Consider the following 23,548-nt stretch of genomic DNA (forward strand, 5'->3'; position numbering starts at 1 on the left):
CAGCAGCGGGAACAGAAGCCGGCTCCGCACGATCCGCGCTCGCCGCCGGCGACGCTGCGGGAACGGAGGCCGACGCCAGGTGATCCGCGCTCGCCGCCGGGGACGACGGCCGCTGCGGAACGGTAGGTCCGTGAATGGCGGCCGGCCTCGGGCGATCCGCGCTGGCCGCTGGAGATGAGGGCGGTTGCGGGGAATCTGTGGGGACGGGGACCAGGTGGGGACGGGCAGGAATGTCCACCGTGGACTGGTTGGCTGGGGTCGGGCCGGTGGGTGGAGGCAGGGTCAGCGGGCGGATCGTGACGCCCGGCATCCACATGGTCACCTCCTTGGGGCGGGCCGCGGCGCCGCGGCCGCGGGCCAGCACTCGCACCTGGCGGCGACGCAGGCGGCCGTGGCCCTCGTCGAGGCCTTCCCAGCGGCCCTCGAGGACGCGCAGGGTCACGTCGGCGCCGGACCAGTCGCCGTACGGCACCAGGACGCTCCCCCGCTGGCGGGCCCGCGCCACCAGGCGGGAGGCGATGGATGCGGAGACGCCGCCGGGCACGGCCAGCACGATGACGTCGACGCCGTCGATCAGGGCGGCCACCACGGTGGGCCAGTCCGGGCCGGGGTCGGGCACCAGGGCCAGCCGGTCGAGGGCGATGCCGCTCTCGGCGGCGGCGATCGCGCCCAGCGAGGGCACGCCGACCACCGCGCACCAGGAGCCCGTCCGGGAAGCCTCGGACAGCAGGGCCAGCAACAGGGACGTCCCACCGGCGGCGGTGGCGGACTGCCCGGCGGACACCGCCACGGTGCTGCCGCGACGCAGCCCATGACCGGGCAGCAACGAGCTCAGCTCGGGCACCACCGGAAGCGTCCGGTGGAGTCCCGCCGTCTCCGTCTCACCCGCCGCCCGAACCAGTTCAGCAAGGGCGGCCGCACCGCTGATCATGCGTCCCGCCATGTGTTGCCTCGCTCTGTTGCTCAGTTTCCCGCCCGCTCGACACGAGCCGGCCCCGCCTCGGCCGCCCTTCCCGATTCGCCCGTCCGCCCTCCCGCACCTGAAGCCCGCCCCGCGAAACCACCACCCGCGCACGAACGTCACCGTCCGCCGAACCAGACCTGAAGAACGGCCCGCGAAACCACGACTCGCACACGAACATCACCGCCCTCCGCGAAACCCGATCCAAGGGCCGACCCGCGAACCACACGAACATCACCGCCTTCCGCAGAACCGGACCTTCCCGATCACTACGCCGCCGTCTCGGCGGCTCACCGCCGCGACCGAGCAGCGCCGGAACAATCAACGCCCGTCCGTCGGAAGCCGGGCAGAGCCAGGCCGATCACTACGCCACCGCCGCCCGGCGCGGCATCAGCGGCTCGCCGCCGAGAAACGAGCGACGTCGGGCGCTGCCGAGTCGCGTCGGTGGCAACGGTGAAGTGGCACGGCGGGCTCGACGACGGGACGCTCGCCGAAGTGGGTGGCGAGCGCTCTCGCCGGGGTGTCGCCGGCGGGGAAGCGGGAGGGTCGTCAGGCAGCCGGTCAGGCGGCCAGCGGGGGCTGGTAGGTCAGGCCCAGGGCGGACTCGACGACGGCCACGAACTGTTCGGCGGCTCGCAGCAGGTCGTCGGCCTCGCGGGGGCTCACCACGCGTGGGATGCCGGCCTCGGCCGCGGCGCGCTTGGAGGCGCCCAGGGCGAAATAGTTGGCCCACTCGCCGAAGTCGGGCGCGACCAGCACCAGCAGGGACCAGACGCTGGTCACCCGGCTGCGGCGGCTGGCCGGAGCGGGACGGGCCCGGGCCGCGAGCACGGCGGCCGCGGCGCGCAGGGCGGCCAGGTGGGCCGCGGCGTAACGCAGGCCGTCGGGGCCGGTGCGCGCCGCCTCGGCCAGACCCTCGCGGGCGATGGTCAGCAACTGGGCCGGGGTGCGCTGGGGCAGCATGTGCGCCGGCACGGTGGGTGCGTCGGCCCGGGCGGCCGCAGTCGGCGCGTGCGCCAGCCCGGGAACGACCGGGCTGGGAACAGCCACGCCGGGAACAGCCGGACGGGGCGCAGCCTGACGAGGCACGGCCAGACCAGACGCGGCATAACCCGGCGCAGCCTGAGCAGACGCGGCATAAGCCGGCGCAGCCTGCCCAGACGCGGCATGGCCAGGGGCGGCATGACCGGGTGCGGCCGGGCGGGGCGTGGCCTGATGAGGCACGGCGTGGCCAGGCGCGGCCGGACCGGGAGCCGAGGGGGCCGTGAACGCCGGGGCGCGCGCGGGTGTGCGGGCCGGGGCCGGGCCGGAGGCCGACGGGCCGGGGCGGGTGGCCGGGGCCAGGTCGGGAGCCGGCCAAAGGCTTGGCGCTGTGTGGCTCGCCATCTGTTTCTCCTCGCGTGTCTCGCATCCGACGTTCCGGGTCGAACCGAGGCGTCTGCGGAGGAAGGCGCAGCAGCCCGTGGTGGTGACCGGCCGGGTGTGAAGCTTCCCCACACCACACCCGGCCGGACCTGCCGGCGGGTCCGTCGTCCGCCACCCGGGGGTCGGGGGCAGCGGACGACGGTCCTGCCTTGTCTGAAGGCGCCGGGCCCGCGAATGCCCGGAGCCTTACGCGTGGCACTTCGCGGGTGCCACGCTCGGGAGCCGTGCCGCGAAACACCGCTCCCGTCGCCAGCCCGGAGGCTCGAACCTTCAAAGTTCGAAGGTGTTCGAACATCCGTTCTAACTACGAAGAAGACTAGCACTGACGTACGACAAAAATGCAAGACGACGAGGCCGGCCACGGCCGGAAGAGTTCACACTGTGATGACGACCTTGGCCCGGGCGTGCTCCTCCTCCAGGTAGCGGATCGCCTCCGGCACCTCGGCGAGCTGGTAGGTGCGGTCGATGGCCGGGGTCACCCGGCCCGCCTCGGCCAGCTCGCGCAGCCCGGCCAGCAGCTCGCGGCTCGGCGATGTCGCCGGCACCACGATCCGCGGGCCCGAGCGGGACAGCCTGGCCGCGATCTGCGCTCCGATGATCAGCCGCATCGGCCCGAACAGCCGGGCCCGCCCGCGGGACGTGCCCCCGCCCGAGAGCACCAGCACCCCGTCCGGCGCCACCACCCGCCGCAGGTCGTCCAGCGACCGGTTCCCCACCAGGTCGAGCACCACGTCGAAGCGGCGGCCGAGCCGGGTGAAGTCGCTCCCGGTGTAGTCGACCACCTCGTCCGCCCCGAGCGAGCGGACCAGTTCGACGTTGCGGGGGCTGCACACGGCCGTCACCGAGCCGCCGAGCGCCTTGCCGATCTGGACGGCGAAGGTGCCAACCCCGCCCGAGGCCCCGTTGATCAGCACGCTCCGGCCGGCCCGCACCCGGCCCACGTCCCGCAGCGCCATCAGGGCCGTCCCGCCCGCCAGTGGCATCGCCGCCGCTTCGGCCCAGCTGAGCCCGGCCGGCTTGAACTCGATCTCGTCGGCCGCGGCGCAGACGTATTCCGCGAACGCCCCGTGCGCGTCCCCCAGATCGCCGTACACCTCGTCGCCGGGCCGGAACCGGTCGACCCCGGCGCCGACCGACTCGACCGTCCCCGCGAAGTCGGTGCCCCGGATCCGGCGCCGCGGCCCGCGCGGGCCCATCACCGCGGGCAGCATCAGCCGCCCCAGCACGGGGTCGCCGCGCATCACGTGCCAGTCGCGGGCGTTGATCGAGGCCGCTCGCACGCGCACCCGCACCTCGCCCCGGCCGGGCTCCGGCTCGGCCACGTCCTCGAGCACCGGAACGCCGTACCTCTTCTGATAGATAGCCTTCATGGTGCTCAGCGTGCCGATCGCGGGCCGCCGGCTCATCGGAGCGGAGGCCGGAGCAGACCCGGCACAAAGAAGGAGCCGCGCCGACCCAAAGTGCTAGAGCTCATCCGGTGGATCACGCGGGAGCGAGGCGAGGTCCAGGTCGTGATCCACGGATAAGCCCTAAGGACGGCCGGGGGCGCGGCCCGTCTCGTAGGCCCACATGGCGATCTCGACCCGGTTGCGAACGATGAGCTTGGCCATCAGCGAGGTGATGTGGGTCTTCACCGTGCTCAGGCTGATGTGCAGCCCGGACGCTATCTCGGCGTTGGTGCGGCCACGGGCCACCAGCGCCAGCACCTCTTCCTCGCGGTCGGTCAGCGGGTCGACCGGTTGCGGGGGCGGACCGGACGGGCCGGTGTCGGCGAACGCCTTGAGCAGGCGGGTGGTGATGCTCGGAGCGATCAGGGCGTCGCCCCGGGCGGCGGCGTGCACGGCCTGGCTGAGCAGGGCGGTGCCGGCGTCCTTGAGCAGGAAACCGCGGGCGCCGGCGCGCAGGGCGGCGTAGACGTGGTCGTCGAGGTCGAACGTGGTGATGACGACGACGGCCAGCGGATCGGTGACGGCGGGGCCGGCCAGGCGGCGGGTGGCCTCGATGCCGTCCATGCCGGGCATGCGGATGTCGAGCAGGCACACGTCGGGGCGCAGCCGCTGGGCCAGTTCGACGGCGCGGCGGCCGTCGGGGGCCTCGCCGACGACGCGGATGCCGGGCTCGGCGTTGAGGATCATGACCAGGCCGGTACGCACGATCTCTTGATCGTCGGCGACGACCACCCGGATGTCATCGGACATTCAGGCTGCCGCCCCGGTGCGCGGCAGCGCCGCGCTGACCGTCCAGCCGCGCCCCGGGCCGGGACCAGCCTCGCAGGTGCCGCCGAGCAGACCGGCCCGCTCGGCCATGCCGGCCAGGCCGAACCCGCCGGCCGCGGAGGCCCGGGGGGCCTCGCCGTCGTCGCTGACGTGCAGGCGCACCAGCGAGCCGTCGGCGGCCACGCGGACCGTGATGCGGCTGGCGTGCCGGGCGTGCCGCCGCGCGTTGGTCACCGACTCCTGCGCGAGGCGGTAGATGGCGGTGCCGACAGTGGCGGGCACGTCATCCAGGTCGCCGGTCACTTCGACCGAAACCGGCAGACCCGACGGCGACGGCCCGGCCAGGCCGCGCAGTTCGGCCAGGCCGGGACTGGGCGACAGGTCGCCGGCCTGAGAGAAGCGCAATGCGCCCACCATCGTGCGCATCTCGGCCAGGGCGCGGGTCGCCTCGGCCTCGATGACCCGCAGCGCCTCGACCGCCGCCTCGGGCTGCCGCTGGGCCACCGCGATGCCGGCCTGGGCCCGGATCGCCATGGCCGAGACGTGGTGGGCCACGGTGTCGTGCAGGTCGCGGGCCAACCGTTCGCGTTCGAGCAGCTTGGCCTCGCCGAGCCGGCGCTCGAGCAGCCGGGCGCGGTAGCGGAACGTCGTGGCCAGCGCGAACGCCGCGATCATGGCCACGAACCCGAGCAGCATGTCGGAGACGCCGATGTGGCCGAGGGCGGCCGCCACCGAGATCTTGGCGAAGATCAGCGCGGCGCCGGCCAGCGCCTCGCGCCCGGAGCCCCAGCGGAACAGCGCGTACGGCAGGATCAGCAGATAGGCCAGCGTGCCGTTGCCGGGATCGCCCCAGAACAGGCAGACCAGGAACGCGATCGCGACCATCAGGAACGGCCGACTGCGGCGCCACAGCAGGGTGGGGGCCAGCACGAGCCCGAGGATCATGCCGGACCAGGCCGAGGTCAGCACTCCCTCGAGCACGGTGGCCACGACGACCAGGCCCAGGAGCACCCAGTCGCGCCGGACGCGGGTCGGCACGCCAGGCGACCGCGGCTCGAGCCACACCGAGAGCCAAACCGAGCGCCACGCCGAACTGAGAGTCTCGCGCACGCCACGATCGTACGAAGGAAGCCCGGAAACCGGACCCGCCTAAAGTACTACTCGTTTCTCGAAGGCGAGCTGGTTGTACGGCGACGAGTCGTCGGACGGCACCTCGCGGTAGCCGCCGGCCCGGTAGAGCGCGATCGCCTCCGCGAGAACCGAGTGCGTGCCGAGCCGGATCGACGTGATGCCGTGCCCGGCCGCGTCCTGTTCGAGCGCGGCCAGCAACCGCCGTCCCAGTCCGAGCCCCCGGGCGTCCGGGCTGACCCACACATGGCGGATCTCCGCGACCGGCCCGCTCCCCTGCCACAGCCCGCAACCGACCGGCCGCCCGTCCTCGCGGGCCAGCAGGAACGCGCCCCCGGTGAGAGTGAGAGCGCCGGGCGCGATCAGCGCGGCCGGGTCGTAGCCCTCGGGAAAGCGCAGGTCCAATTCCACGGCGTACGCCTGCAGGCACGCGCGAGCCGGAGGCGCGTCATCCGGCTCGGCCTCGATAGTGATGGTGGCCAGGCGCGTCAGGCGCCGCACCTGCCCCTGAGCCTCGAGCAGCCGCTCCCGCTGCGCCGGAGTGAGCGGATCGAGCAGCGCGGCCACACTCTCACGGGAGCGCGCCTCGAGGTCGGCCCGTTCGCGCTGCCCGGACTCGGTCAGCACGGCTGTCCGCACCCGGCCGTCGGTGGGGTGCGGTCCGACCGTGACCAGCCCCTCGCCGCTGAGCGAGCGCAGCAGCCGGCTGAGGTAACCGGAGTCGAGCCCGAGCCGGGAACGCAGCTCGCGCAGGCCGGCGCCGTCGCCGATCTCGAAGAGCAGCCGCGCCTCGCCGAGCGGACGCCGCTGCCCCAGGTAATGATCGTTGAGCACGCCGAGACGCTGAGTGTAGAACCGGTTGAAGTCACGCACGAGTTCGATCTGATCCACAATCTCTGACCTTAGTCAGAGAAAGCCTTGGGAGGAACCATGAGCCGGACCGTCGTCGTGACCGGAGGCAGTTCGGGCGTCGGGCTGGCGGCCGCCGAGCAGTTCGCGGCCGCGGGCGACCGGGTCGTGCTGGTCGGCCGCACACCAGCACGCCTCGACGAGGCCGCAAAGCGCGTAAGCGCCGACAAGATCCTCAGGGCAGACTTCGAAGACTTCGATCAGGTACGCGATCTGGCCGCCCAGATCAAAGACGTCTGCCCGAGGATCGACGTCCTGGCCAACAACGCCGGCGGCATGGTCGAGCACTACCGCCGTACGAAGGACGGCTTCGAAGCCACCATCCAGGGCAACCACCTGGCCCCGTTCCTGCTCACCCACCTGCTCCGCGACCGGCTCACCGGAGGCCGGGTGGTCAACACCGCCTCGCGGGCCCACATGCGGGCCGCCCCCGACCCCGGCGATCTCGTCGGCGACCCGGCCCGGTACCGCGCCTTCCCCGCCTACGGCGCGGCCAAGACAGCCGACATCCTGTTCGCCGCCGAGGCCGCCCGGCGCTGGCCCGAGATCACCAGCGTTTCGTTCCACCCGGGTGTCGTCCGCAGCAACTTCGGGGCGGGCAAGGCGACGCGGTTCTTCTACAAGTACGCGCCGTTCCTGGTCACGCCGGAAAAGGCGGGCGCGCTGCTGGTCTGGCTGGCCACCACCGGCAACGTGCGCAACGGCGCCTACTACGTCGGGCACGAGGTCGCCAAGACCGCGCCCTACGCGAGCGACCCGGCCGCCGCAGCCGCGCTCTGGGCCGCCAGTGAAGAGGCCACCGGCGTACGGGAATAACGGAAACCTGAGAAACCGAGGGCTTGTTCACCTGCCCCTGCCGCCGGGGCCTGCGGAAACGTACGGTCACGCCTCGTGCGGAAGACGGCGGCCCTCACTCTGCTCATCGTCACGGCACTGTGGACGGTGGGCCTGGACGACGCGCCCACCGGCCCGGCCGCGTGGGGGCGGCTGGCCGCGCTGTGGTCGGCCGACCTGCTGCTGATCCAGGTCGTGCTGATGGCCCGCATCCCGTGGGTCGAGCGGGCGTACGGCCAGGACACGCTCGCCCGCCGGCACCGGTGGACCGGCTTCGCGTCGTTCCTGCTGTTGGTGGCCCATGTCGTGCTCGCCGTCACCGCGTACGGAACGAGGGCCCCGGACCCGGGGATGCTGTGGGCCTACGTGGCTTTCGCCGCTTTGATCCTGGTCGTGGTCACCTCGGTGCGCCGCGTGCGGCGGCGGATGCGCTACGAGTCGTGGCACCTGCTGCACCTCTACGCCTATCTGGGCGTCGGCCTGGCCCTGCCGCACATGCTCCTGCTGGGCAGCGACTTCCGCTCGCCGGTGGCCCGCGCCTACTGGTGGAGCCTGTACGCGATCGCCACGGGCTCGGTCGTCGTCTTCCGCCTCGGGCTGCCGGTGTGGCGGACGCTGCGGCATCGGCTGACCGTCGACCACGTCGACCCGGAGGCGCCCGGCCTCGTCTCGGTCTATCTGAGCGGGCGGCGGCTCGACCGGTTGCCGGTCCGTGCCGGGCAGTTCTTCGTCTGGCGCTTCCTCGACGGCCGGGGCGGGCTGCGCGGCCACCCGTTCTCGCTGTCCGGGCCGCCGCGCAGCGACAGCCTGCGAATCACGGTGAAGGTGGTCGGCGACGGCACGTCGCGGGTCGCGGCGCTGCGGCCGGGCACGCGGGTGCTGATCGAGGGCCCGTACGGGCGGATGACCGCGGCCGCCTACGCCGGCGGGCCGGTGACGATGCTGGCCTGCGGCACCGGGGTGACGCCACTGCTGGCGCTGCTCTGGGACCTGCCGTACGCCCATGGCCGGGCCACCCTCGTCTACCGCACCCGGCATCCGCACGAGGTGGCATTCCTCAATGAACTGGAATGGCTGGCCGAGCACCGCGGCGTACGCCTGGTGCCCCTGGTCGGCCCGCGCGCCGAGCCCGGGTCGTGGCTGCCCGCCGAGTACGCCGACTACGACGACGCCCAGGCGCTGCGGTCGCTCGCCCCCGACCTCGCCGGCCACGACGTGTACGTCTGCGGACCGGACGCCTGGGCCGCGTCGGTGTTCCGGGCCGCCCGCGCGGTGGGCGTACCCCCGGCCCGCCTGCACCGGGAACGGTTCGGGTGGTGAGAATGGGCTGATGAGGGAACACCCCAACGTCATCGCCGTGCAGGACGCATTGGATGCCGCGGGCGCGCACACCGCCGACGACGCCCCGTCCATGGTCATCATCTTGGACTCGGCCGCGCACACCGCGGCGGCGGCCGCCGAGGCGCTCTGCATCGAGGTCGGCCAGATCGCCAACTCGCTGATCTTCGACGCCGACGGGGAACCGCTGCTCGTGCTGACCTCGGGCGCGCACCGGGTCGACACGGCCAAGGTCGCCGCCGGCCTGGGGATCGGGAAGCTGCGGCGGGCCACGCCCGAGTTCGTCCGCGAGCACACCGGGCAGGCCATCGGCGGGGTCGCTCCGCTCGGGCACCCCAAGCCGGTCCGTACGCTCGTCGACACCGCGCTCGAGCAGCACCGCGACATCTGGGCGGCGGGCGGGGTGCCGCAGGCGGTCTTCCCGATCACCTTCGCCGAGCTGGTGCGGGTCACCGCCGGCACGCCGGCCGACGTGGCCTGACCCTCCGATGCCGATCACGCTCCATGTCTGGCGGGTGCCGCGGCGCCGGGTCGTGACCGCCATGTTCCGCCTGGCCTTTCCGGGCCCGCACCGGACGTCGTTCGCCAAGTTCCTGGGTACGGCCGATGGCTTCCGCCCCGGTGACGCCGATCTGACCCGATATGCGGCCGTGACCGTGAGCGACGATCCCGTCATCCTCCCCAAGTGGGACAGATTGGCGGTCAGTTCGGCCCGCATAGACCTGACGCCCCTGCACAGCCGGGGCACCTGGTCCCGACAAAAACCCTTCGAGTCGGATAGATCGCCCAGCCGGGGCGGCATGGTGCTGGCGCTCACCCGGGCCCGGTTGCGCCCGACCCGGGCCGCGGCGTTCTGGAAGGCCATCGCCCCGGTCGCCCCGGAAGTCGATCAAGCGCCGGGCCTGCTCGCGCACTTCGGCATCGGCGAGGCGCCGATCGGCTTCCAGGGCACGATCAGCGTGTGGCGCGATGCGGCGGACCTGGCCCGATTCGCGTACCGTCAGCCGGAGCATCGCGCGGTGATCGCACGGACGCCGACCGATGGGTGGTACGCCGAGGAGCTTTTCGCCCGATTCGCGGTCGACGAGATCTCGGGCGACCGCGACGTGCTCGGCTGGAACGTAAGAGGGGCGTGACTCGACGATGAGGCTCGTGGCGTGGCAGCCGGACGACCTGCTGCGGCGGCTCGACGACGTGGTGAGCGTCTACGGCGAGGCGATGGGCTACCGCAAGGAGCTGCTGCAGACCCGGCGCGGCTACATCGGCGCCCATGTGCGCCGGGCCGGCTTCCGGGCCGTCGCGACCCTCACCACCGACGGGCGGCTCGCCGGTTTCGGCTACGGCTACACGTCGGGCTCCGGCCAGTGGTGGCACGACCAGGTGCGTTCCCAGCTGGGCGAGGACGACCGGCAACGCTGGCTGACCAGCTGCTTCGAGGTCGTCGAACTGCACGTGCGCCCGGCGGCACAGGGCCACGGCGTGGGCGCCCGCCAGCTGCGCGCGCTGCTGGCCATGGCCGACGGGGAGACGGTGCTGCTCTCCACGCCCGAGGCCGACGAGCAGAAGTCGCGGGCGTGGCGGCTCTACCGCCGGTTCGGCTTCGCCGACGTGCTGCGCCACTTCCACTTCCCGGGCGACGAGCGGGCGTTCGCCATCCTCGGCCGGGATCTGCCTGTCGTCGAACGCCCCGCGGAAGACGCCCCCGGCATTGTCGGTATCTAAAGCAATGCTTCAGTCCGTTTTGGGGCGGCGGGCGGGGCGGTCGGACTGGCCGTGGGCGCTGCTCGGGGTGCTGGTTCTCGCCCAGATCTGCTATCCACTGACTTCCGGCGGGACGCGGGCCGCGTTCACCGTGGCCACCGTCGTGATCGGTTACCTGTTGTCGGTCACGCACGCGCTGCTCAGCCGCGGGCCGCGGGCCGCGCTCGCCCTGGTCGGCGCGGCCACGCTGGGCGGCTTCGCGGTCGAGGCGATCGGCGTGGCCACCGGCTTCCCGTTCGGCACCTACGTCTACTCGGGTCAGCTCGGGCCCAAGCTGCTCGGCGTCCCGCTCATCATCCCGCTCGCCTGGACCTGGATGGCCTGGCCGGCCTGGCTGGCCGCGCAGCGCCTGCCGATCGCCCGCTGGGCCCGGGTCGGGGTAGCCGCGTTCGGCCTGGCCGCCTGGGATCTCTTCCTCGACCCGCAGATGGTGGCCGAGGGCTATTGGCGGTGGCTCTCCCCGACGCCGGCGCTGCCCGGCGTGCCCGGCATCCCGGTCGGCAACTATCTGGGCTGGCTGGGCTTCGCGGTGGTGCTGATGACCGCGCTGAGTCACTTCTCCCGCGTGCACGAGCCGCGGCCCGGTGACGCTCCCATGCTGGGTCTCTGGTTCTGGACGTACGCTTCGTCCGTGCTCGCCCACGCCGTCTTCCTGAGCCTGCCCGCCTCGGCGGCCTGGGGCGGCGTGCTGATGGGGGCGGCCGTGCTGCCCGTGGCCATTCGCCTGCTCATCCCGGCCCGGCCCGGCGCGGACCTCCGCCGGGTACGGCCGTGAGGTGGCTGGCGTTGCTGCCGTGGGCCGCCCTGACCGCCCACACCGCCGTGAACGCCCTGCTGCTGCGCCGGCCCGGTCCGGCGGCGGCGTCGAGCGAGCGGATCGCCGTGCTTCTCCCCGTGCGTGACGAGGCGGAACGGGTCGGCGCGTGCCTCGAGTCGTTGCTGGCCCAGCGGGGCACGCCGGATCTGACGATCTACGTGCTCGACGACGGCTCGACCGACGGAACCGCCGAGGTCGTACGGTCGCTGGCCGGCGACCTGGCCGGCGACAAGGTGCGGCTGCTGACGGGGGCGCCGCTGCCGGACGGGTGGCTGGGCAAGCCGCACGCGTGTCAGCAGCTGGCCGACGCCGTGGCGGACGCCGGCGTGCTGTCGTTTGTGGACGCTGACGTGGTGCTGGAACCGGAGGCGATCGCCGCGGCCGTCGCCGAGCTGCGCCGGGCCGGGGTGGGGCTGCTCTCGCCGTACCCGAAGATCACCGGCGCCGGGCGGCTGGTGCAACCGCTGTTGCAGTGGTCCTGGCTGACGTTCCTGCCGTTGCGGGCGATGGAACGCTCGCCGCGCCCGTCGCTGGCCGCGGCCGGCGGGCAATGGCTGGTCGTCGACGCCGAGGCGTACCGGCGGGCGGGCGGTCATGCGGCGGTGCGCACCGAGATCCTCGAGGACATCGCGCTGGCCCGCGCGGTCAAACGCACCGGCGGCCGCATCGCGCTGGCCGACGGCTCGCGGCTGGCGACCTGCCGCATGTACGACTCGTGGGCCGAACTCACCGCGGGCTACACCAAGTCGCTCTGGGCGTCGTTCGGCTCGCGGTCCGGCGCGGGCGCCGTCGTGGTCATTCTGCTTTTTCTGTACGCTTTCCCGCCGCTCGCCACTGTGGTGCTGACCTCAGCCGGCGCTTCGTCATGGGCCGCGATCGCCTTGGCCACCTACCTCCTGGGCGTGACTGGCCGCGTGGTAGCCGCCCGAGCGACCGGCGGCCGCGCCTGGCCCGACGCCCTCGCCCATCCCCTCTCGATCGTGCTGTTCGCCCGCCTGGTGGCCCGCTCGTTCCGCCTGCGCGCCCGCGGCGGCCTGACCTGGCGCGGGCGGCCCGTATGAGCGACATCGTGGTGATCGGGGCGGGGGTCGGCGGGTTGACGGCGGCGGCCCGGCTGGCGGGTGCGGGACACTCGGTGACGGTTTTCGAGCGCTCCGGCGAGGTCGGGGGCAAGCTGGCCGTGTACGAGCGGGACGGGTTCCGCTTCGACACCGGACCCAGCCTGCTCACGCTGCCGCAGGTGTTCACCGAGGCGCAGCCCGACCTGGTGCCGCTCGATCCCGTGGTGCGGCACGTCTTCGCCGACGGCACGGTGCTCGACTCGTCGCCGGTGCACGCCGAGTTTCTCGATCGCATCGCGGCCGCCCTCGGCCCCGAGGCGGCGCGGGACTGGGACCGGTTCTGGCAACGCGCGCGGCGCATCTGGGACGCGTCGTGGCGGTCGGTGCTGCGCAAGCCCGTGACCGCGGCGTCGCTGGCCCGGCTGACGTGGCGGGTCGGCGACCTGGCGGCGATCGCGCCCGGCCGCTCGCTGCGTGCGCTGGGACGTCAGTATCTGCGCGACCCCCGGCTGCGGACGATGCTCGACCGGTACGCGACCTACACCGGCGCCGACCCGCGACGGGCGCCGGCCGCGCTCGCCGCCGTCCCGTACGCGGAGCTGGCGTTCGGCGGCTTCTACGTGCCGGGCGGGCTGGGGACGCTGGCCACGGCGCTGCGGGAGCGCTGCTCCGCCGCGGGCGTGCGGATCGTGCGGAACGCCGAGGTGCGGCGGATCACGACCGAGGGCGGGCGGGTCACCGGCGTACGGCTGGCCGGCGGGGAATGCGTGCCTGCGACCGCCGTGGTGTCGAATGTGGACGCGCTGACCGTCTACCGCGACCTGCTGCCGGCGCCGAAGCGGCTGGCCGGGCTCACCGACCGCAGCCTGGGCGGCTTCGTGCTGCTGCTGGGCGTGCGGGGCGAGACACCGTCGCTGGCTCACCACACCGTCTTCTTCCCGTCCTATTACGACAGCGAGTTCGACGACATCTTCGGATCGGCGTCCCGGCGGGCCCGGCCGGCCGGCGATCCCACGGTCTTCGTCACCCGGGCCGTCGACCCCGAGGTAAGTCCCGCCGGCTGCGAGGCCTGGTTCGTGCTGATCAACGCGCCGCGCCAGGGCACGGCGTGGCGGGCGGTGGACTGGCGGCGGCCGGGACTCGCCGACGCCTACGCCGATCATGTGCTCGCCGTGCTGGCCCGGCGCGGTCTCGACGTACGCGACCGGTTGCTCTTCCGCGAGACGCGCACGCCGGCCGACCTGGCCGCCGCGACGGCCGCACCGGGCGGCGCCATCTACGGCACGGCGGGTGGCCTGATGCGCCCGGTCAACCACGGCCCGGTCGAGGGGCTGCACCTGGTCGGCGGCTCGGTGCACCCGGGTGGCGGCCTGCCGATGGTCACGCTCTCGGCGCGGATGGTCGCCGACCGCATCGGCCCCGCCCAGGACTAGCGCGGGGCGTGGGCCGCCAGGAACGCCTTGGCGATGGCCGAGGACAGGTCGGCCGGGTTGGTGGCCGGGAACGCCTTGCCGCCGGTGGCCTCGGACATTGCGGTCAGGGCGTTCATGTCGACGTCGGGGCCGTAGCCGAGGGCGAGAACCGGCACCGGGCGGCTCGGGTCCTGCTCGGCGGCAAGCTTGGTCATGAACTGGGCCTGGGTCATCTTGAACGTGGACTCGCCGTCCTCGCCGTCGGTCAGCACCACGACCAGGGTGACCGTGCCGGGCGAGACCTTCTCCCGCATCTCGGCCACGCCGTCGAGCACCGTCTTGTAGAGCGGCGTGCCCGAGTTGTCGGCCGCCCGGTAGTCGACCATCGCCTTGGCCAGCGCCTGGCGGCGGGTCTTGCCGTTGACCGGCGCGGTGATCGGGCCGTAGGACACGACCTCTTTGTGCGGCGGGCTGGTCGGCGTCGGCTGGCCGAAATACCACATGCCGACGGTGGTGTCCTCGGCGAACAGCTCGGCCGCGAACCGGCCCGACTCGCGCAACAGTCCGGCCCGCGTGGTGGTGCCGCCACCGGGCGCCGTGATCTTCTTGTTCATCGAGCCCGACGCGTCGATGAGCAGCAGCACCTGGGTGCTGAGCGACTTGTACTCGCTCCACATCGTCGCCATGGCCAGCAGTTGTTTCGGCTGGGCGGGCAGCGGCAGCGTGTTGGGCAGCGGCGCCGGGCGGAAACCGGCCTTGGTGAGCGACGAGCGGGTGATCGCCGCGCGCAGCTGGGCGGTCAGCTCGATGTCCTGATTGTTCTTGGCCACGGCGAACGGGTAGTCGGCCTCGACCTGGCCGTCGGCCGGGAACGCGCCCTTGAGCTGGACGGTGTGCTTGCCCTGCTGGTAGGTGCGCAGCTGCTGCTCGGTGGTGGGGAAGACACCGACGTCGTAGACCACGCCGTTGGTGTTCCACTGCTCGGCGATCCGGGACATCAGCTTGGTCGGGTCGGCCGTGGCCTCGGAGAGCCGGCTGCGCAGGGTCAGCGCCCGCAGCTGGGCGATGCCGGCGTCGGGCGTGGTGCGGGCCATGGCCGCGTTGACGCCGTAGACCGAGAGCAGGCCGGTCGTGCTGGCCTGCGCGTCGGGCATGGTCACGGCGGGCAGCCGGCCGGCGGCCAGGGCCCCGGTGAGCTGGGCCCACGAGGTCTGGTCGCCCTTGGCGATCGACGTGGTCACCGCGACCGGGGCGGCCAGCATGATCGGCGAGTGGGCCAGCGGCTTGCCCTCGGCGGTGAAGGCGGCGCCGCCCGCGTTGGCGATGCCCAGCCAGACGCTGCTGGACGGGATCCAGACGTCGGGCTTGGCCGCGTTGGCCACGGTGAGGCCCGGCTCCTCGGCGACGACCTCGATGGGGTCGCACGGCTTGGCCGGGTCGTCGTCGAGCGTCTTGGCCGCGGCGCTCACCACCGGCGCGATTTCGGGGGCGGCGACGACCCGCAGCTTCACGCCGGGGCAGGTGGAGGCCGACGGCGAGCGCGCCGGGACGGCGGAGTTGGAGGTCGGGGCGGGATCGCGGGTGTACATCCACCAGGTCGTGCCGCCGGCCACGGCGACCAGCAGCAGCACGATCGCGGCCGCGAGCAGCACCCGGCCGGCGCCGCCACCGGGCGGCCCGTGGTGAGTGATCGGCTGATCGACCGGCCCCTGATCGCCCCTCGGCAGCTCCGACATCGCACCCACCTCTCCCTCTGTTCCGCCCGCACCGATCGAGATCTCTCCATCGAGCAGGCTGGTCCGACGTGAGCGAATAGTAATCACATATCGGCGACTGACGACGGTCGGCCCCTATTGGCACGTTGCCGATAGACAGAAAGTGTTACACCACCTACCCTGCGGCCGCTCCATCGCAACTGCGATCAATTCTCCGTCCTCACCAGTATCAACAGGGTTGTGGGCCGACCCGCCACGGACCGTGTCCACATCGAAGCCCACCGCTTCGTCGGCGGCCCTCAACGCGTTCCCCGACCGAAAACGCAGCGTGGCGGAGCTCATGAGTTCGTCACTGTGAGTAAATACATAGTGCCGAGTTGCCGAGACCGCAGCTTCGGCCACTAAATCTACATTCATCCATGCGTTGACGCTCCCACCGGCGGGCCGACGTGAGCCGACGGGATTCCCGGACGACCACGCGCGGGCCTTCGGATCGCGGCAGTGAAGATCAACCAGCCCGCCCGCGGCGCAACACCCGCAAGGTCAACAGCCACTGCTCGTCACTGGCGAGTAACTGCGCCTGGTGACTCGTCATCGGAAGCGCCTCGGCCCCCACGGTCTTCCGAATTCCCCACGGCACACCGCCCAGACACTAGGGTCGATCCCATGGAATGGCTGGCCCCCGAGCGCTACGCGGCCGAGCTCGAGGCGGAGGCGGGGCGGCTGGGCGCGGCGGCGGCGCGGCTGCCGATCGCGACGATCGTGCCCACCTGCCCCGAGTGGACGGTCCACGAACTGGTCACGCACGTCGGCTCGGGCCACCACTACGCCACGGACGTCCTCGCGGCCGGCGGCCCGGTGGCATACGAGCGCGTCGGGGCACCGTCCGATCCGGACATCTGGACGCCGTGGCTGCTCGACGGCGCGCAACGGCTGAACGCCGCCGTGGCCGACCGGGGCTTCGGCAGCGAGGTGTGGAGCTGGCACCCGAGGTGCCAGACAGCCGGGTTCTGGCTGCGGCGCATGGTCCACGACCAGGTCATCCACCACTTCGACGCCGACCCGACCGGCGACGTGGCCCCCGACCTGGCCGCCGACGGGGTGTCCGACCTGCTGCTCTGCTTCGAGATGTTCGAGGCGCTGCGCGGTCACGGTGAGACCCTTCAGTTCAGCGCCACCGACATCCCGCGAAGTTGGCACGTCACGCTCACCAGCAGCGGCATCACGTGGAACGACGGCGACCACGGGGCCGACGTGACGCTGACCGCCCCGGTGCGGGAGCTGTTGCTGATTCTCAACCGGCGCCTGCCCGCGCCCCGGGCCGACGGGGACGCCGCTCTGTGGGAACGGTGGCAGGAGGGCTCGCGGTTCTGAGCGCCGCAGGAGGCTTGCGCTCGATGGCGCGTACGAAATCCGCTTCTCAGAGAGGACGGACGCCGAGCGGGAGTTCCTCGGTCGCGATGTGATGCAGCAGGGTCGCCCGCAGCGCCTCGGCGGCATGCGGCAGAACCGAGCGCTTGCGATGGGCCAGCGCGATCGTACGGCGCATGCCGGGCGGAGCCAGCGGGGTCGCCCGCAGCAGCGGCCGGTTGGCCAGCACCATGCTCGGCACCAGGGCCACACCCAGCCCGGCCTCGACGAAGGCCAGCACGGCATCCATCTCGCCGCCCTCGACGGCGAACTTCGGGGTGAAGCCCGCCTTCTGGCAGGCCTCGAGGGTGACGCCGCGAATGTCGTAGCCGGCGCGGAACATGACCAGCGGCGTGTGCTCGAGTTCGGCCAGCGCGATCTGCGGATTCGCGGTGGGCGGCGGCCCGTCGGCCACCGACGCCACGACGAGGCTCTCGCGCAGCACGGGAGCGGCGCTCAGCGAATCGTCGACGCCCTCCTCGGGCTGGACGATCAGGGCCAGGTCGAGCGTGTGGGCCAGCAAGTTCTCGATCAGGTCCTGCGAGCCGCCCTCGTTGACGTACAGCTGGATCTCGGGATGCTGGGCCCGGAACGTGCGAAGCACCTCGGGCACGAGCGACGAGCACAGGCTCGGGGTGGCGCCCAGGCGCACCTCGCCGCGACGCAGGCCGACGATGTCGGCGACCGCCTCCTGGGCCGCGTCGGCGTCGGCGACCATCCGCTGAGCCAGCGGCAGCAGCGTCTGCCCGGCCGCTGTCAGGGTCACACCACCACGAATCCGCTCGAAAAGGGGTGCCCCGAGGTTCGCTTCCAGCGTGTGAACTTGCTTACTGAGAGTCGGCTGAGAGACGCCCAAAATGTCCGCTGCTTGGGTGAAGTGACGGGTTTGTTCGACTGCGAGAAAGTACCGAAGCTGCTGGAGCTGCACCTCGATAGTTTATCTCTATGATCACTGCGTCGATCATGCATTAGACGAATCGTCACCCGCTCCCTACCGTCCAGTGTGTGGCGGTAGATACTTCGACCCGGAAGTCGGCGGCGCCAGCGCCCGCTCCGGGCAAAACGGCGCGGCGCCGGTCCTCGGTCGCCCTCAAGCTCTTCATGGCGGTGACCGGCCTGCTGCTGGTCGCCTTCCTGTACGTGCACATGATCGGCAACCTGAAGATCTTCTTCGGCGCCGAGACCTTCGACCACTACGCGCATTGGCTGCGGACCATCGGCACGCCGTTGCTCCCCGAGGCCTGGTACCTCTACATCCAGCGCGCCGTGCTGACCGTGGCAGTGGTCGGGCACATCGTGGCGGCGACGATCCTGGCCCGCCGGGCCCGGCTGGCGCGCCCGGTCAAGTACGCGCACCGGCCCAAGGTGCAGGGCAGCTACGCCGCCCGCACGATGCGCTGGGGCGGCGTGATCGTCCTGCTCTTCGTGATCTACCACATCCTCGACCTGACCACGCTCACACTGAACCCGCACGGGGTCAGCGGCGAGGTGTACCGCAACGTGGCCGAGGACTTCGCGCCCGGCCGCTGGTACGTGACGCTCTTCTACACGCTGTCGATCGTCGCGGTCGGCTTCCACCTGCGGCACGGCCTCTGGAGCGCGGTGCGCACCTTCGGCCTGCAGAGCCCGCGCGGCGAGCTCTACGCCCGCGCGACGGCCCTGGTGCTGTCGCTGGTGCTGGTCGTCGGCTACCTCTCGGTGCCGTTCGCGGTTCTCGTCGGATTGGTGGACTGAACACATGGGTGACTTCTGGAACGACGGCGACCCGATCGCCGACACCGCCGCCCCCGAGGGCCCGATCGAGACCCGCTGGGAGCGCCGTCAGTTCAGCGCCAAGCTGGTCAACCCGGCCAACCGGCGCAAGCTGACGGTCATCGTGGTCGGCACCGGCCTGGCCGGCGGCTCCGCGGCGGCGACGCTGGCCGAGGCCGGCTATCAGGTCAAGTCGTACTGCTACCAGGACAGCCCGCGGCGGGCCCACTCGATCGCCGCTCAGGGTGGCATTAACGCCGCGAAGAACTACCGCAACGACGGCGACTCGATCTACCGGCTGTTCTACGACACCGTCAAGGGCGGCGACTTCCGCGCCCGCGAGTCGAACGTCTACCGCCTCGCGACGGTGTCGGTGAACATCATCGACCAGTGCGTGGCCCAGGGCGTGCCGTTCGCCCGCGAGTACGGCGGCCTGCTCGACAACCGCTCGTTCGGCGGCACGCAGGTCTCCCGCACGTTCTATGCCCGGGGTCAGACCGGCCAGCAGCTGCTGCTCGGCGCGTACCAGGCCATGGAGCGCCAGATCGGCCTGGGCAACATCGAGATGAACGCCCGGCACGAGATGCTCGAGCTGATCGTCGTCGACGGCAAGGCCCGCGGCATCGTCGTGCGCGACATGGTCACCGGCGAGATCACCACCGAGATGGCCGACGCGGTCGTGCTCGCCTCGGGCGGCTACGGCAACGTCTTCTTCCTCTCGACCAACGCCAAGGGCTGCAACGTCACCGCGTCGTGGCGGGCTCACCGCAAGGGCGCGCTGTTCGCGAACCCGTGCTACACGCAGATCCACCCGACCTGCATCCCCGAGTCGGGCACGCACCAGAGCAAGCTCACGCTGATGAGCGAGTCGCTGCGCAACGACGGCCGGGTGTGGGTGCCGAAGTCCTCCTCGGACTCGCAGAAGCCGGCGGCGGAAATTCCCGAGGCCGACCGCGACTACTACCTGGAGCGGATCTACCCGTCGTTCGGCAACCTGGTCCCCCGCGACATCGCGTCGCGCGCGGCCAAGAACGTCTGCGACGAGGGCCGCGGCGTCGGTCCCGGCGGGCTCGGTGTCTACCTCGACTTCGCGGACGCGATCAAGCGGCTGGGCAAGAAGGCGGTCGAGGCCAAGTACGGCAACCTCTTCGAGATGTACCAGCGGATCACCGGCGAGGACCCGTACGAGGTCCCGATGCGGATCTACCCGGCGGTGCACTACACGATGGGCGGCCTCTGGGTCGACTACGACCTGCAGTCGACCATCCCCGGCCTGTTCGTCGTGGGCGAGGCCAACTTCTCCGACCACGGCGCCAACCGTCTCGGCGCGTCCGCGCTGATGCAGGGCCTGGGCGACGGCTACTTCGTGCTGCCCACGACGCTCGGCAACTACCTGGCCAACGGCCCCTACGAGAAGATCTCCGAGGATCACGAGGAGGTCGTCGCGGCCCGCGCCGAGGTCGAGAACCGCATCAAGCGCCTCCTGGAGATCGACGGCGACCGTACGGTCGACAGCTTCCACCGCGAGCTCGGCCACATCATGTGGGAGTACTGCGGCATGGAGCGCACCGAGGAGGGCCTGACCAAGGCCATCGGGCTCATCCGCAGCCTGCGCGACGAGTTCTGGCTGCGGGTCAAGGTGCCCGGCACCGGCGAGCAGCTCAACCAGAACCTCGAGAAGGCCGGCCGCGTCGCCGACTTCTTCGAGCTCGCCGAGCTCATGTGCATCGACGCGCTGCACCGCCGGGAGTCCTGCGGCGGTCACTTCCGCGGTGAGTCGCAGACCCCCGACGGCGAGGCCCTGCGTCACGACGACGAGTTCAGCTACGTCGCGGCCTGGGAGTACGCCACCGGCGACAGCGGCAAGCCCACCCTGCACAAGGAACAGCTCGAATTCGAGTACGTCCACCCGAGCACCCGGAGCTACAAGTAATGGACATCAAGGTACGGGTCTGGCGGCAGACCGACCCGGACACCGCCGGGAAGATGGTCACCTACGGCGTCAAGGACATCTCGCCCGACGCCAGCTTCCTCGAGATGCTGGACGTGCTGAACGAGTCGCTGATCCTCGACGGTGACGACCCGATCGCGTTCGACCACGACTGCCGCGAGGGCATCTGTGGCGCGTGCAGCATGGTGATCGACGGCGTGGCCCACGGCCCCGAGAAGGCCACCACGACCTGCCAGCTGCACATGCGCCACTTCTCCGACGGCGACGTCATCGACGTGGAGCCGTGGCGCGCCGCCGCCTTCCCGGTGATCAAGGACCTGGTCGTCGACCGCAGCGCCTTCGACCACATCATCGCGTCCGGCGGCTACATCACCGCCCCCACCGGCGCCGCTCCCGAGGCGCACGCCACCCCGGTGCCCAAGGCGGACGCCGACCTGGCGTTCGAGGCAGCCACCTGCATCGGCTGCGGCGCCTGCGTGGCAGCCTGCCCGAACGGCTCGGCCATGCTCTTCACCGCGGCCAAGGTCGCCCACCTGGGCCTGATGCCGCAGGGCCAGCCCGAGCGCGACACCCGCGTCATCGACATGCTGCAGGCGCAGGACGACGCCGGCTTCGGCGGCTGCACCAACATGGGCGAGTGCAGCCAGGTCTGCCCCAAGGGCATCCCGCTGACCCTGATCGGCCGGCTGAACGCGGACTACCGCAAGGCCGTCCGCAAGAAGATCTGAGCACTACCTGACGAAAGGCCGGGCACAGCGTTGTGCCCGGCCTTTCCCTTATCCGCGGCGCCGCGCCCACCGCCGGCCGGTCCGCACCTCGGGCCCGTTCTCAAGCGCGCGCCGTTTGAAGCGCACGCCACGTTTGAAATGCACGTGCCATTTGAAGCGCGCGCTGTCTGAAGCGCACGCGCCCTGTGAACCGCACCCGTCGTCTTTGAGCGCGGGCCGTTTCAACCGCGCGCCGTTTCCAGAGCGGCCGCCGCATTCCGCCGTCTGCTCGCCCCTCGCAGCGCGATCACTCCGGCCGCGACGCCGAGGACGGCGGCGGCGATCAGCGGCAGGACGGCGCCCAGATGAACGAGGGCGGCCCCCAACGGGATGCCGACGGCCACCGGAGCGAACATCACCGTGGTGGAGGTAGCGGCGACCCGTCCGAGCAGGTGGTCCGGCGTCAGGGTCTGCACGGCGGTCACGGCCGCGATCAGGGTCCAGGGCAACCCGACGCCGATCACCACGCTGCCCACGATCATCGCCGGCCACCACGGCAGCGCCTGGGCCAGGCAGCCGGCCGCGAACAGGACAGCCCCTACCCCCACCACCGTGAGCGGCGCCGTCCGAGCGAGCAACCGCCCGACCACGAGCCCCGAGACGATCGACCCCGCCCCCTGCGCCGTGCCGAGATACCCCAGGCGCGTCGCCGGCAGATGCAGATCGTGCACGAGGTGGGCCAGCACCGCCGCGTCCTTCAACCCCGACGCCCCGATGGCGACTGCCGCCAGCAGCACCGGCCCCCGTACGGCAGCCACCCCGAACAACGCCCGCAGCCCGGCCCGGAACCCGCGCCCTTCGTCGGGCCGGCCCGCCTCTCCCACTCCCGCCGCGCCGACGACCGCCCCCGCCACACCCTCAGCCGCCCCTCCCGCGCCGATGACCGCCCCCGCCGCGTCCTCGGCCGCCCGTCCCTGGTTGACGGCGGCCGGCGCGTTCAGGCGAACCGCGGTGTAGCAAGCAGCCGTGAGCAGCGGCATGGCGGCGCTGAGGATGATGACGGCCGTCGGCCCCTGCCAGGCGTACAGGCTCGCGCCGGCCAGGGGCGCCACCAGTTTCATGCCTTCCTGGGCGCTGGAACGCCAGCCGTTCACGTCGGCCAGGATCTTCCGGGACAGGGCCGACGGCAGGATCGCGGTCTCGCCGGCGTCGATCAGCACGTAGCCGACGCCCCGGACCAGCAGCACCGCGAAGATCAGCCAGGCCGCCCCGGCGGACCGGACGGCCAGCAACGCCAGCATGATGCCACCCAGGGCCAGGTCGACCACGATGAGCAGCGGGCGCCGGGGCAGGCGGTCGGCCAGCCCGCCCAGCCAGGGCGCGGCGAACGTGGGCGCGTAGACGCAGACGGCGGTCAGCGCGGCCAGGCTGACCGAGCCGGTGAGGTCGTAGACCCAGATGCCGGCGGCCAGCGTCATGGTCGTGCTGCCGAAGCCGGACAGCAGCGAGATCAGCACGAACAGAAGCGCGTTGCGCCGCATGCCGCCTCCGGAGGATTGAGTGGCGCGGACTCATATCCTGCAGAGTTGAGCGGCAAACTGTCAATGTTTTGGTGACGCTGCGGCCAATGCTTGCCGCAGACGGTCGACGGCGGCACGGGTGGTGGCCGGCAGCGGGCGTTCCGCCGAGGCGGCTGCGGCGTCGAGGTCGGTGGTCACCGCCTCGACCAGGGCGAACAGGGCGCCGCCGGTCGCGCCGGGCACGGCCGCCAGTGTCTCGCGCACGAGCACGGCGCGGGTGAAGCGGCGGTCCCAGCGCCGGTCGGCGCCCACCCGCCGGTGCAGGTCGAGTGCCGATTTACGCAGCTCAGCGATCTTTTCGCCGTACTCGTCGGGCTCGGACGGCGCGGCGCGGACAGCAGCGACAAGACGCAACCGCCGCTGCTCGGCCGCCTGCCGGCTGCCCAGGCCGAGCGCGTCCGCGATCTCGCCCCAGGTGGCGCCCGCGCGCCGGGCCTGGTCGATGAGGTCGAGCTCGCGAGCCTCGAGCCGCGCCCGTGCGGCCGGAATACCCCGCAAGTCAGTCAGATCAGCCACGCCGCCACCCTAGCAATGTCAACACGTAATTGACATACCCAGCGCGTACAGCACG

At 72.1% G+C, this 23,548-nt stretch carries 21 protein-coding genes and 1 pseudogene; 12 read left to right on the top strand and 10 right to left on the bottom strand.

Annotation, left to right across the window (positions count from 1 at the left end; all coding sequences use genetic code 11):
- Positions 1–181 precede the first annotated feature (181 nt).
- From imuA' to LXN57_RS28585, 6 genes and pseudogenes are all read right to left on the bottom strand, one after another.
- A pseudogene (gene imuA', locus LXN57_RS28560) lies at positions 182–943 on the bottom strand (DnaE2-dependent mutagenesis accessory factor ImuA'); the annotation flags it as partial.
- 579 nt (positions 944–1,522) lie between these two features.
- Positions 1,523–1,924, bottom strand: coding sequence for an SAV_6107 family HEPN domain-containing protein (locus tag LXN57_RS28565; protein ID WP_251801409.1), 402 nt, complete (start codon positions 1,922–1,924; stop codon positions 1,523–1,525).
- Between the two features lie 836 nt (positions 1,925–2,760).
- Positions 2,761–3,756 (bottom strand): NAD(P)-dependent alcohol dehydrogenase, encoded by a 996-nt coding sequence (locus tag LXN57_RS28570; RefSeq protein ID WP_251801306.1) that lies wholly within the window; start codon positions 3,754–3,756, stop codon positions 2,761–2,763.
- 159 nt (positions 3,757–3,915) lie between these two features.
- Positions 3,916–4,584: a response regulator gene (locus LXN57_RS28575; protein WP_251801307.1), complete on the bottom strand. Its 669-nt coding sequence runs from the start codon at positions 4,582–4,584 to the stop codon at positions 3,916–3,918.
- The gene (locus LXN57_RS28580) at positions 4,585–5,712 is read right to left on the bottom strand and encodes a sensor histidine kinase (RefSeq protein ID WP_251801308.1); all 1,128 of its coding nucleotides are present in this window, start codon (positions 5,710–5,712) and stop codon (positions 4,585–4,587) included.
- Positions 5,713–5,751: 39 nt separating this feature from the next.
- Positions 5,752–6,621: a bifunctional helix-turn-helix transcriptional regulator/GNAT family N-acetyltransferase gene (locus LXN57_RS28585; protein WP_251801309.1), complete on the bottom strand. Its 870-nt coding sequence runs from the start codon at positions 6,619–6,621 to the stop codon at positions 5,752–5,754.
- Between the two features lie 39 nt (positions 6,622–6,660).
- On the opposite strand from LXN57_RS28585, the gene LXN57_RS28590 reads away from it, so the two are divergent.
- The 8 genes from LXN57_RS28590 to LXN57_RS28625 all read left to right on the top strand — a co-directional run bounded on the left by LXN57_RS28590 (position 6,661) and on the right by LXN57_RS28625 (position 13,883).
- A complete protein-coding gene (locus LXN57_RS28590) occupies positions 6,661–7,455 on the top strand; it encodes an SDR family NAD(P)-dependent oxidoreductase (RefSeq protein ID WP_251801310.1) in 795 nt (264 codons plus the stop codon).
- Positions 7,456–7,530: 75 nt separating this feature from the next.
- Positions 7,531–8,793: a ferredoxin reductase family protein gene (locus LXN57_RS28595; RefSeq protein WP_251801311.1), complete on the top strand. Its 1,263-nt coding sequence runs from the start codon at positions 7,531–7,533 to the stop codon at positions 8,791–8,793.
- Between the two features lie 10 nt (positions 8,794–8,803).
- Positions 8,804–9,292 carry a YbaK/EbsC family protein gene (locus LXN57_RS28600; RefSeq protein ID WP_251801312.1) on the top strand — a complete coding sequence of 163 codons (489 nt, stop codon included), beginning with the start codon at positions 8,804–8,806 and terminating at the stop codon, positions 9,290–9,292.
- A 7-nt stretch (positions 9,293–9,299) separates the two neighbouring features.
- Positions 9,300–9,947 (top strand): monooxygenase, encoded by a 648-nt coding sequence (locus tag LXN57_RS28605; protein WP_251801313.1) that lies wholly within the window; start codon positions 9,300–9,302, stop codon positions 9,945–9,947.
- 7 nt (positions 9,948–9,954) lie between these two features.
- A complete protein-coding gene (locus LXN57_RS28610; RefSeq protein ID WP_221376143.1) occupies positions 9,955–10,533 on the top strand; it encodes a GNAT family N-acetyltransferase in 579 nt (192 codons plus the stop codon).
- 4 nt (positions 10,534–10,537) lie between these two features.
- Positions 10,538–11,347: a carotenoid biosynthesis protein gene (locus tag LXN57_RS28615; protein ID WP_251801314.1), complete on the top strand. Its 810-nt coding sequence runs from the start codon at positions 10,538–10,540 to the stop codon at positions 11,345–11,347.
- The gene (locus LXN57_RS28620) at positions 11,344–12,450 is read left to right on the top strand and encodes a glycosyltransferase family 2 protein (protein ID WP_251801315.1); all 1,107 of its coding nucleotides are present in this window, start codon (positions 11,344–11,346) and stop codon (positions 12,448–12,450) included. The genes LXN57_RS28615 and LXN57_RS28620 overlap by 4 nt, the downstream gene beginning before the upstream one ends.
- Entirely contained in the window at positions 12,447–13,883 is a 1,437-nt protein-coding gene (locus LXN57_RS28625; protein WP_251801316.1) for a phytoene desaturase family protein, read from the top strand. The genes LXN57_RS28620 and LXN57_RS28625 overlap by 4 nt, the downstream gene beginning before the upstream one ends.
- Here the strand turns inward: LXN57_RS28625 and LXN57_RS28630 are convergent.
- Complete coding sequence (locus LXN57_RS28630; protein ID WP_251801317.1) at positions 13,880–15,598, bottom strand: substrate-binding domain-containing protein; 1,719 nt, start codon at positions 15,596–15,598, stop codon at positions 13,880–13,882. The two genes, LXN57_RS28625 and LXN57_RS28630, sit on opposite strands and share 4 nt — an antisense overlap.
- A gap of 645 nt (positions 15,599–16,243) precedes the next feature.
- Here LXN57_RS28630 and LXN57_RS28635 point away from each other — a divergent pair.
- Entirely contained in the window at positions 16,244–16,951 is a 708-nt protein-coding gene (locus tag LXN57_RS28635; protein WP_251801318.1) for a maleylpyruvate isomerase family mycothiol-dependent enzyme, read from the top strand.
- 46 nt (positions 16,952–16,997) lie between these two features.
- Here the strand turns inward: LXN57_RS28635 and LXN57_RS28640 are convergent, their stop codons facing one another.
- Positions 16,998–17,921, bottom strand: coding sequence for a LysR family transcriptional regulator (locus LXN57_RS28640; RefSeq protein ID WP_251801410.1), 924 nt, complete (start codon positions 17,919–17,921; stop codon positions 16,998–17,000).
- Between the two features lie 71 nt (positions 17,922–17,992).
- On the opposite strand from LXN57_RS28640, the gene LXN57_RS28645 reads away from it, so the two are divergent.
- From LXN57_RS28645 to LXN57_RS28655, 3 genes are read left to right on the top strand one after another with little or no spacing between them, the layout of a single operon-like run.
- Positions 17,993–18,721, top strand: coding sequence for a succinate dehydrogenase cytochrome b subunit (locus LXN57_RS28645; RefSeq protein WP_285904685.1), 729 nt, complete (start codon positions 17,993–17,995; stop codon positions 18,719–18,721).
- 4 nt (positions 18,722–18,725) lie between these two features.
- On the top strand, positions 18,726–20,672 hold the full coding sequence (locus tag LXN57_RS28650; RefSeq protein WP_251801319.1) for a fumarate reductase/succinate dehydrogenase flavoprotein subunit: 1,947 nt from the start codon (positions 18,726–18,728) through the stop codon (positions 20,670–20,672).
- On the top strand, positions 20,672–21,418 hold the full coding sequence (locus LXN57_RS28655) for a succinate dehydrogenase/fumarate reductase iron-sulfur subunit (protein WP_221376150.1): 747 nt from the start codon (positions 20,672–20,674) through the stop codon (positions 21,416–21,418). Before LXN57_RS28650 ends, LXN57_RS28655 begins: the two co-directional genes overlap by 1 nt.
- Before the next feature lie 221 nt (positions 21,419–21,639).
- Here LXN57_RS28655 and LXN57_RS28660 read toward each other — a convergent pair whose 3' ends face one another.
- A complete protein-coding gene (locus LXN57_RS28660; RefSeq protein ID WP_251801320.1) occupies positions 21,640–22,938 on the bottom strand; it encodes an MFS transporter in 1,299 nt (432 codons plus the stop codon).
- Positions 22,939–22,998: 60 nt separating this feature from the next.
- Entirely contained in the window at positions 22,999–23,493 is a 495-nt protein-coding gene (locus LXN57_RS28665) for a hypothetical protein (protein ID WP_251801321.1), read from the bottom strand.
- Between the last annotated feature and the right edge of the window lie 55 nt (positions 23,494–23,548).

Source organism: Paractinoplanes hotanensis, assembly GCF_023717965.1.
GTDB classification, from domain to species: domain Bacteria; phylum Actinomycetota; class Actinomycetes; order Mycobacteriales; family Micromonosporaceae; genus Actinoplanes; species Actinoplanes polyasparticus.

What these genes read in the sequence shown, in the direction of transcription:
- LXN57_RS28565 (WP_251801409.1), bottom strand. Translation starts at nt 1,924, where the DNA reads ATGCTGCCCCAGCGCACCCCGGCCCAGTTGCTGACCATCGCCCGCGAG.
- LXN57_RS28570 (WP_251801306.1), bottom strand. Translation starts at nt 3,756, where the DNA reads ATGAAGGCTATCTATCAGAAGAGGTACGGCGTTCCGGTGCTCGAGGAC.
- LXN57_RS28575 (WP_251801307.1), bottom strand. Translation starts at nt 4,584, where the DNA reads ATGTCCGATGACATCCGGGTGGTCGTCGCCGACGATCAAGAGATCGTG.
- LXN57_RS28590 (WP_251801310.1), top strand. Translation starts at nt 6,661, where the DNA reads ATGAGCCGGACCGTCGTCGTGACCGGAGGCAGTTCGGGCGTCGGGCTG.
- LXN57_RS28600 (WP_251801312.1), top strand. Translation starts at nt 8,804, where the DNA reads ATGAGGGAACACCCCAACGTCATCGCCGTGCAGGACGCATTGGATGCC.
- LXN57_RS28605 (WP_251801313.1), top strand. Translation starts at nt 9,300, where the DNA reads ATGCCGATCACGCTCCATGTCTGGCGGGTGCCGCGGCGCCGGGTCGTG.
- LXN57_RS28610 (WP_221376143.1), top strand. Translation starts at nt 9,955, where the DNA reads ATGAGGCTCGTGGCGTGGCAGCCGGACGACCTGCTGCGGCGGCTCGAC.
- LXN57_RS28615 (WP_251801314.1), top strand. Translation starts at nt 10,538, where the DNA reads ATGCTTCAGTCCGTTTTGGGGCGGCGGGCGGGGCGGTCGGACTGGCCG.
- LXN57_RS28625 (WP_251801316.1), top strand. Translation starts at nt 12,447, where the DNA reads ATGAGCGACATCGTGGTGATCGGGGCGGGGGTCGGCGGGTTGACGGCG.
- LXN57_RS28630 (WP_251801317.1), bottom strand. Translation starts at nt 15,598, where the DNA reads ATGTCGGAGCTGCCGAGGGGCGATCAGGGGCCGGTCGATCAGCCGATC.
- LXN57_RS28635 (WP_251801318.1), top strand. Translation starts at nt 16,244, where the DNA reads ATGGAATGGCTGGCCCCCGAGCGCTACGCGGCCGAGCTCGAGGCGGAG.
- LXN57_RS28650 (WP_251801319.1), top strand. Translation starts at nt 18,726, where the DNA reads ATGGGTGACTTCTGGAACGACGGCGACCCGATCGCCGACACCGCCGCC.
- LXN57_RS28655 (WP_221376150.1), top strand. Translation starts at nt 20,672, where the DNA reads ATGGACATCAAGGTACGGGTCTGGCGGCAGACCGACCCGGACACCGCC.
- LXN57_RS28660 (WP_251801320.1), bottom strand. Translation starts at nt 22,938, where the DNA reads ATGCGGCGCAACGCGCTTCTGTTCGTGCTGATCTCGCTGCTGTCCGGC.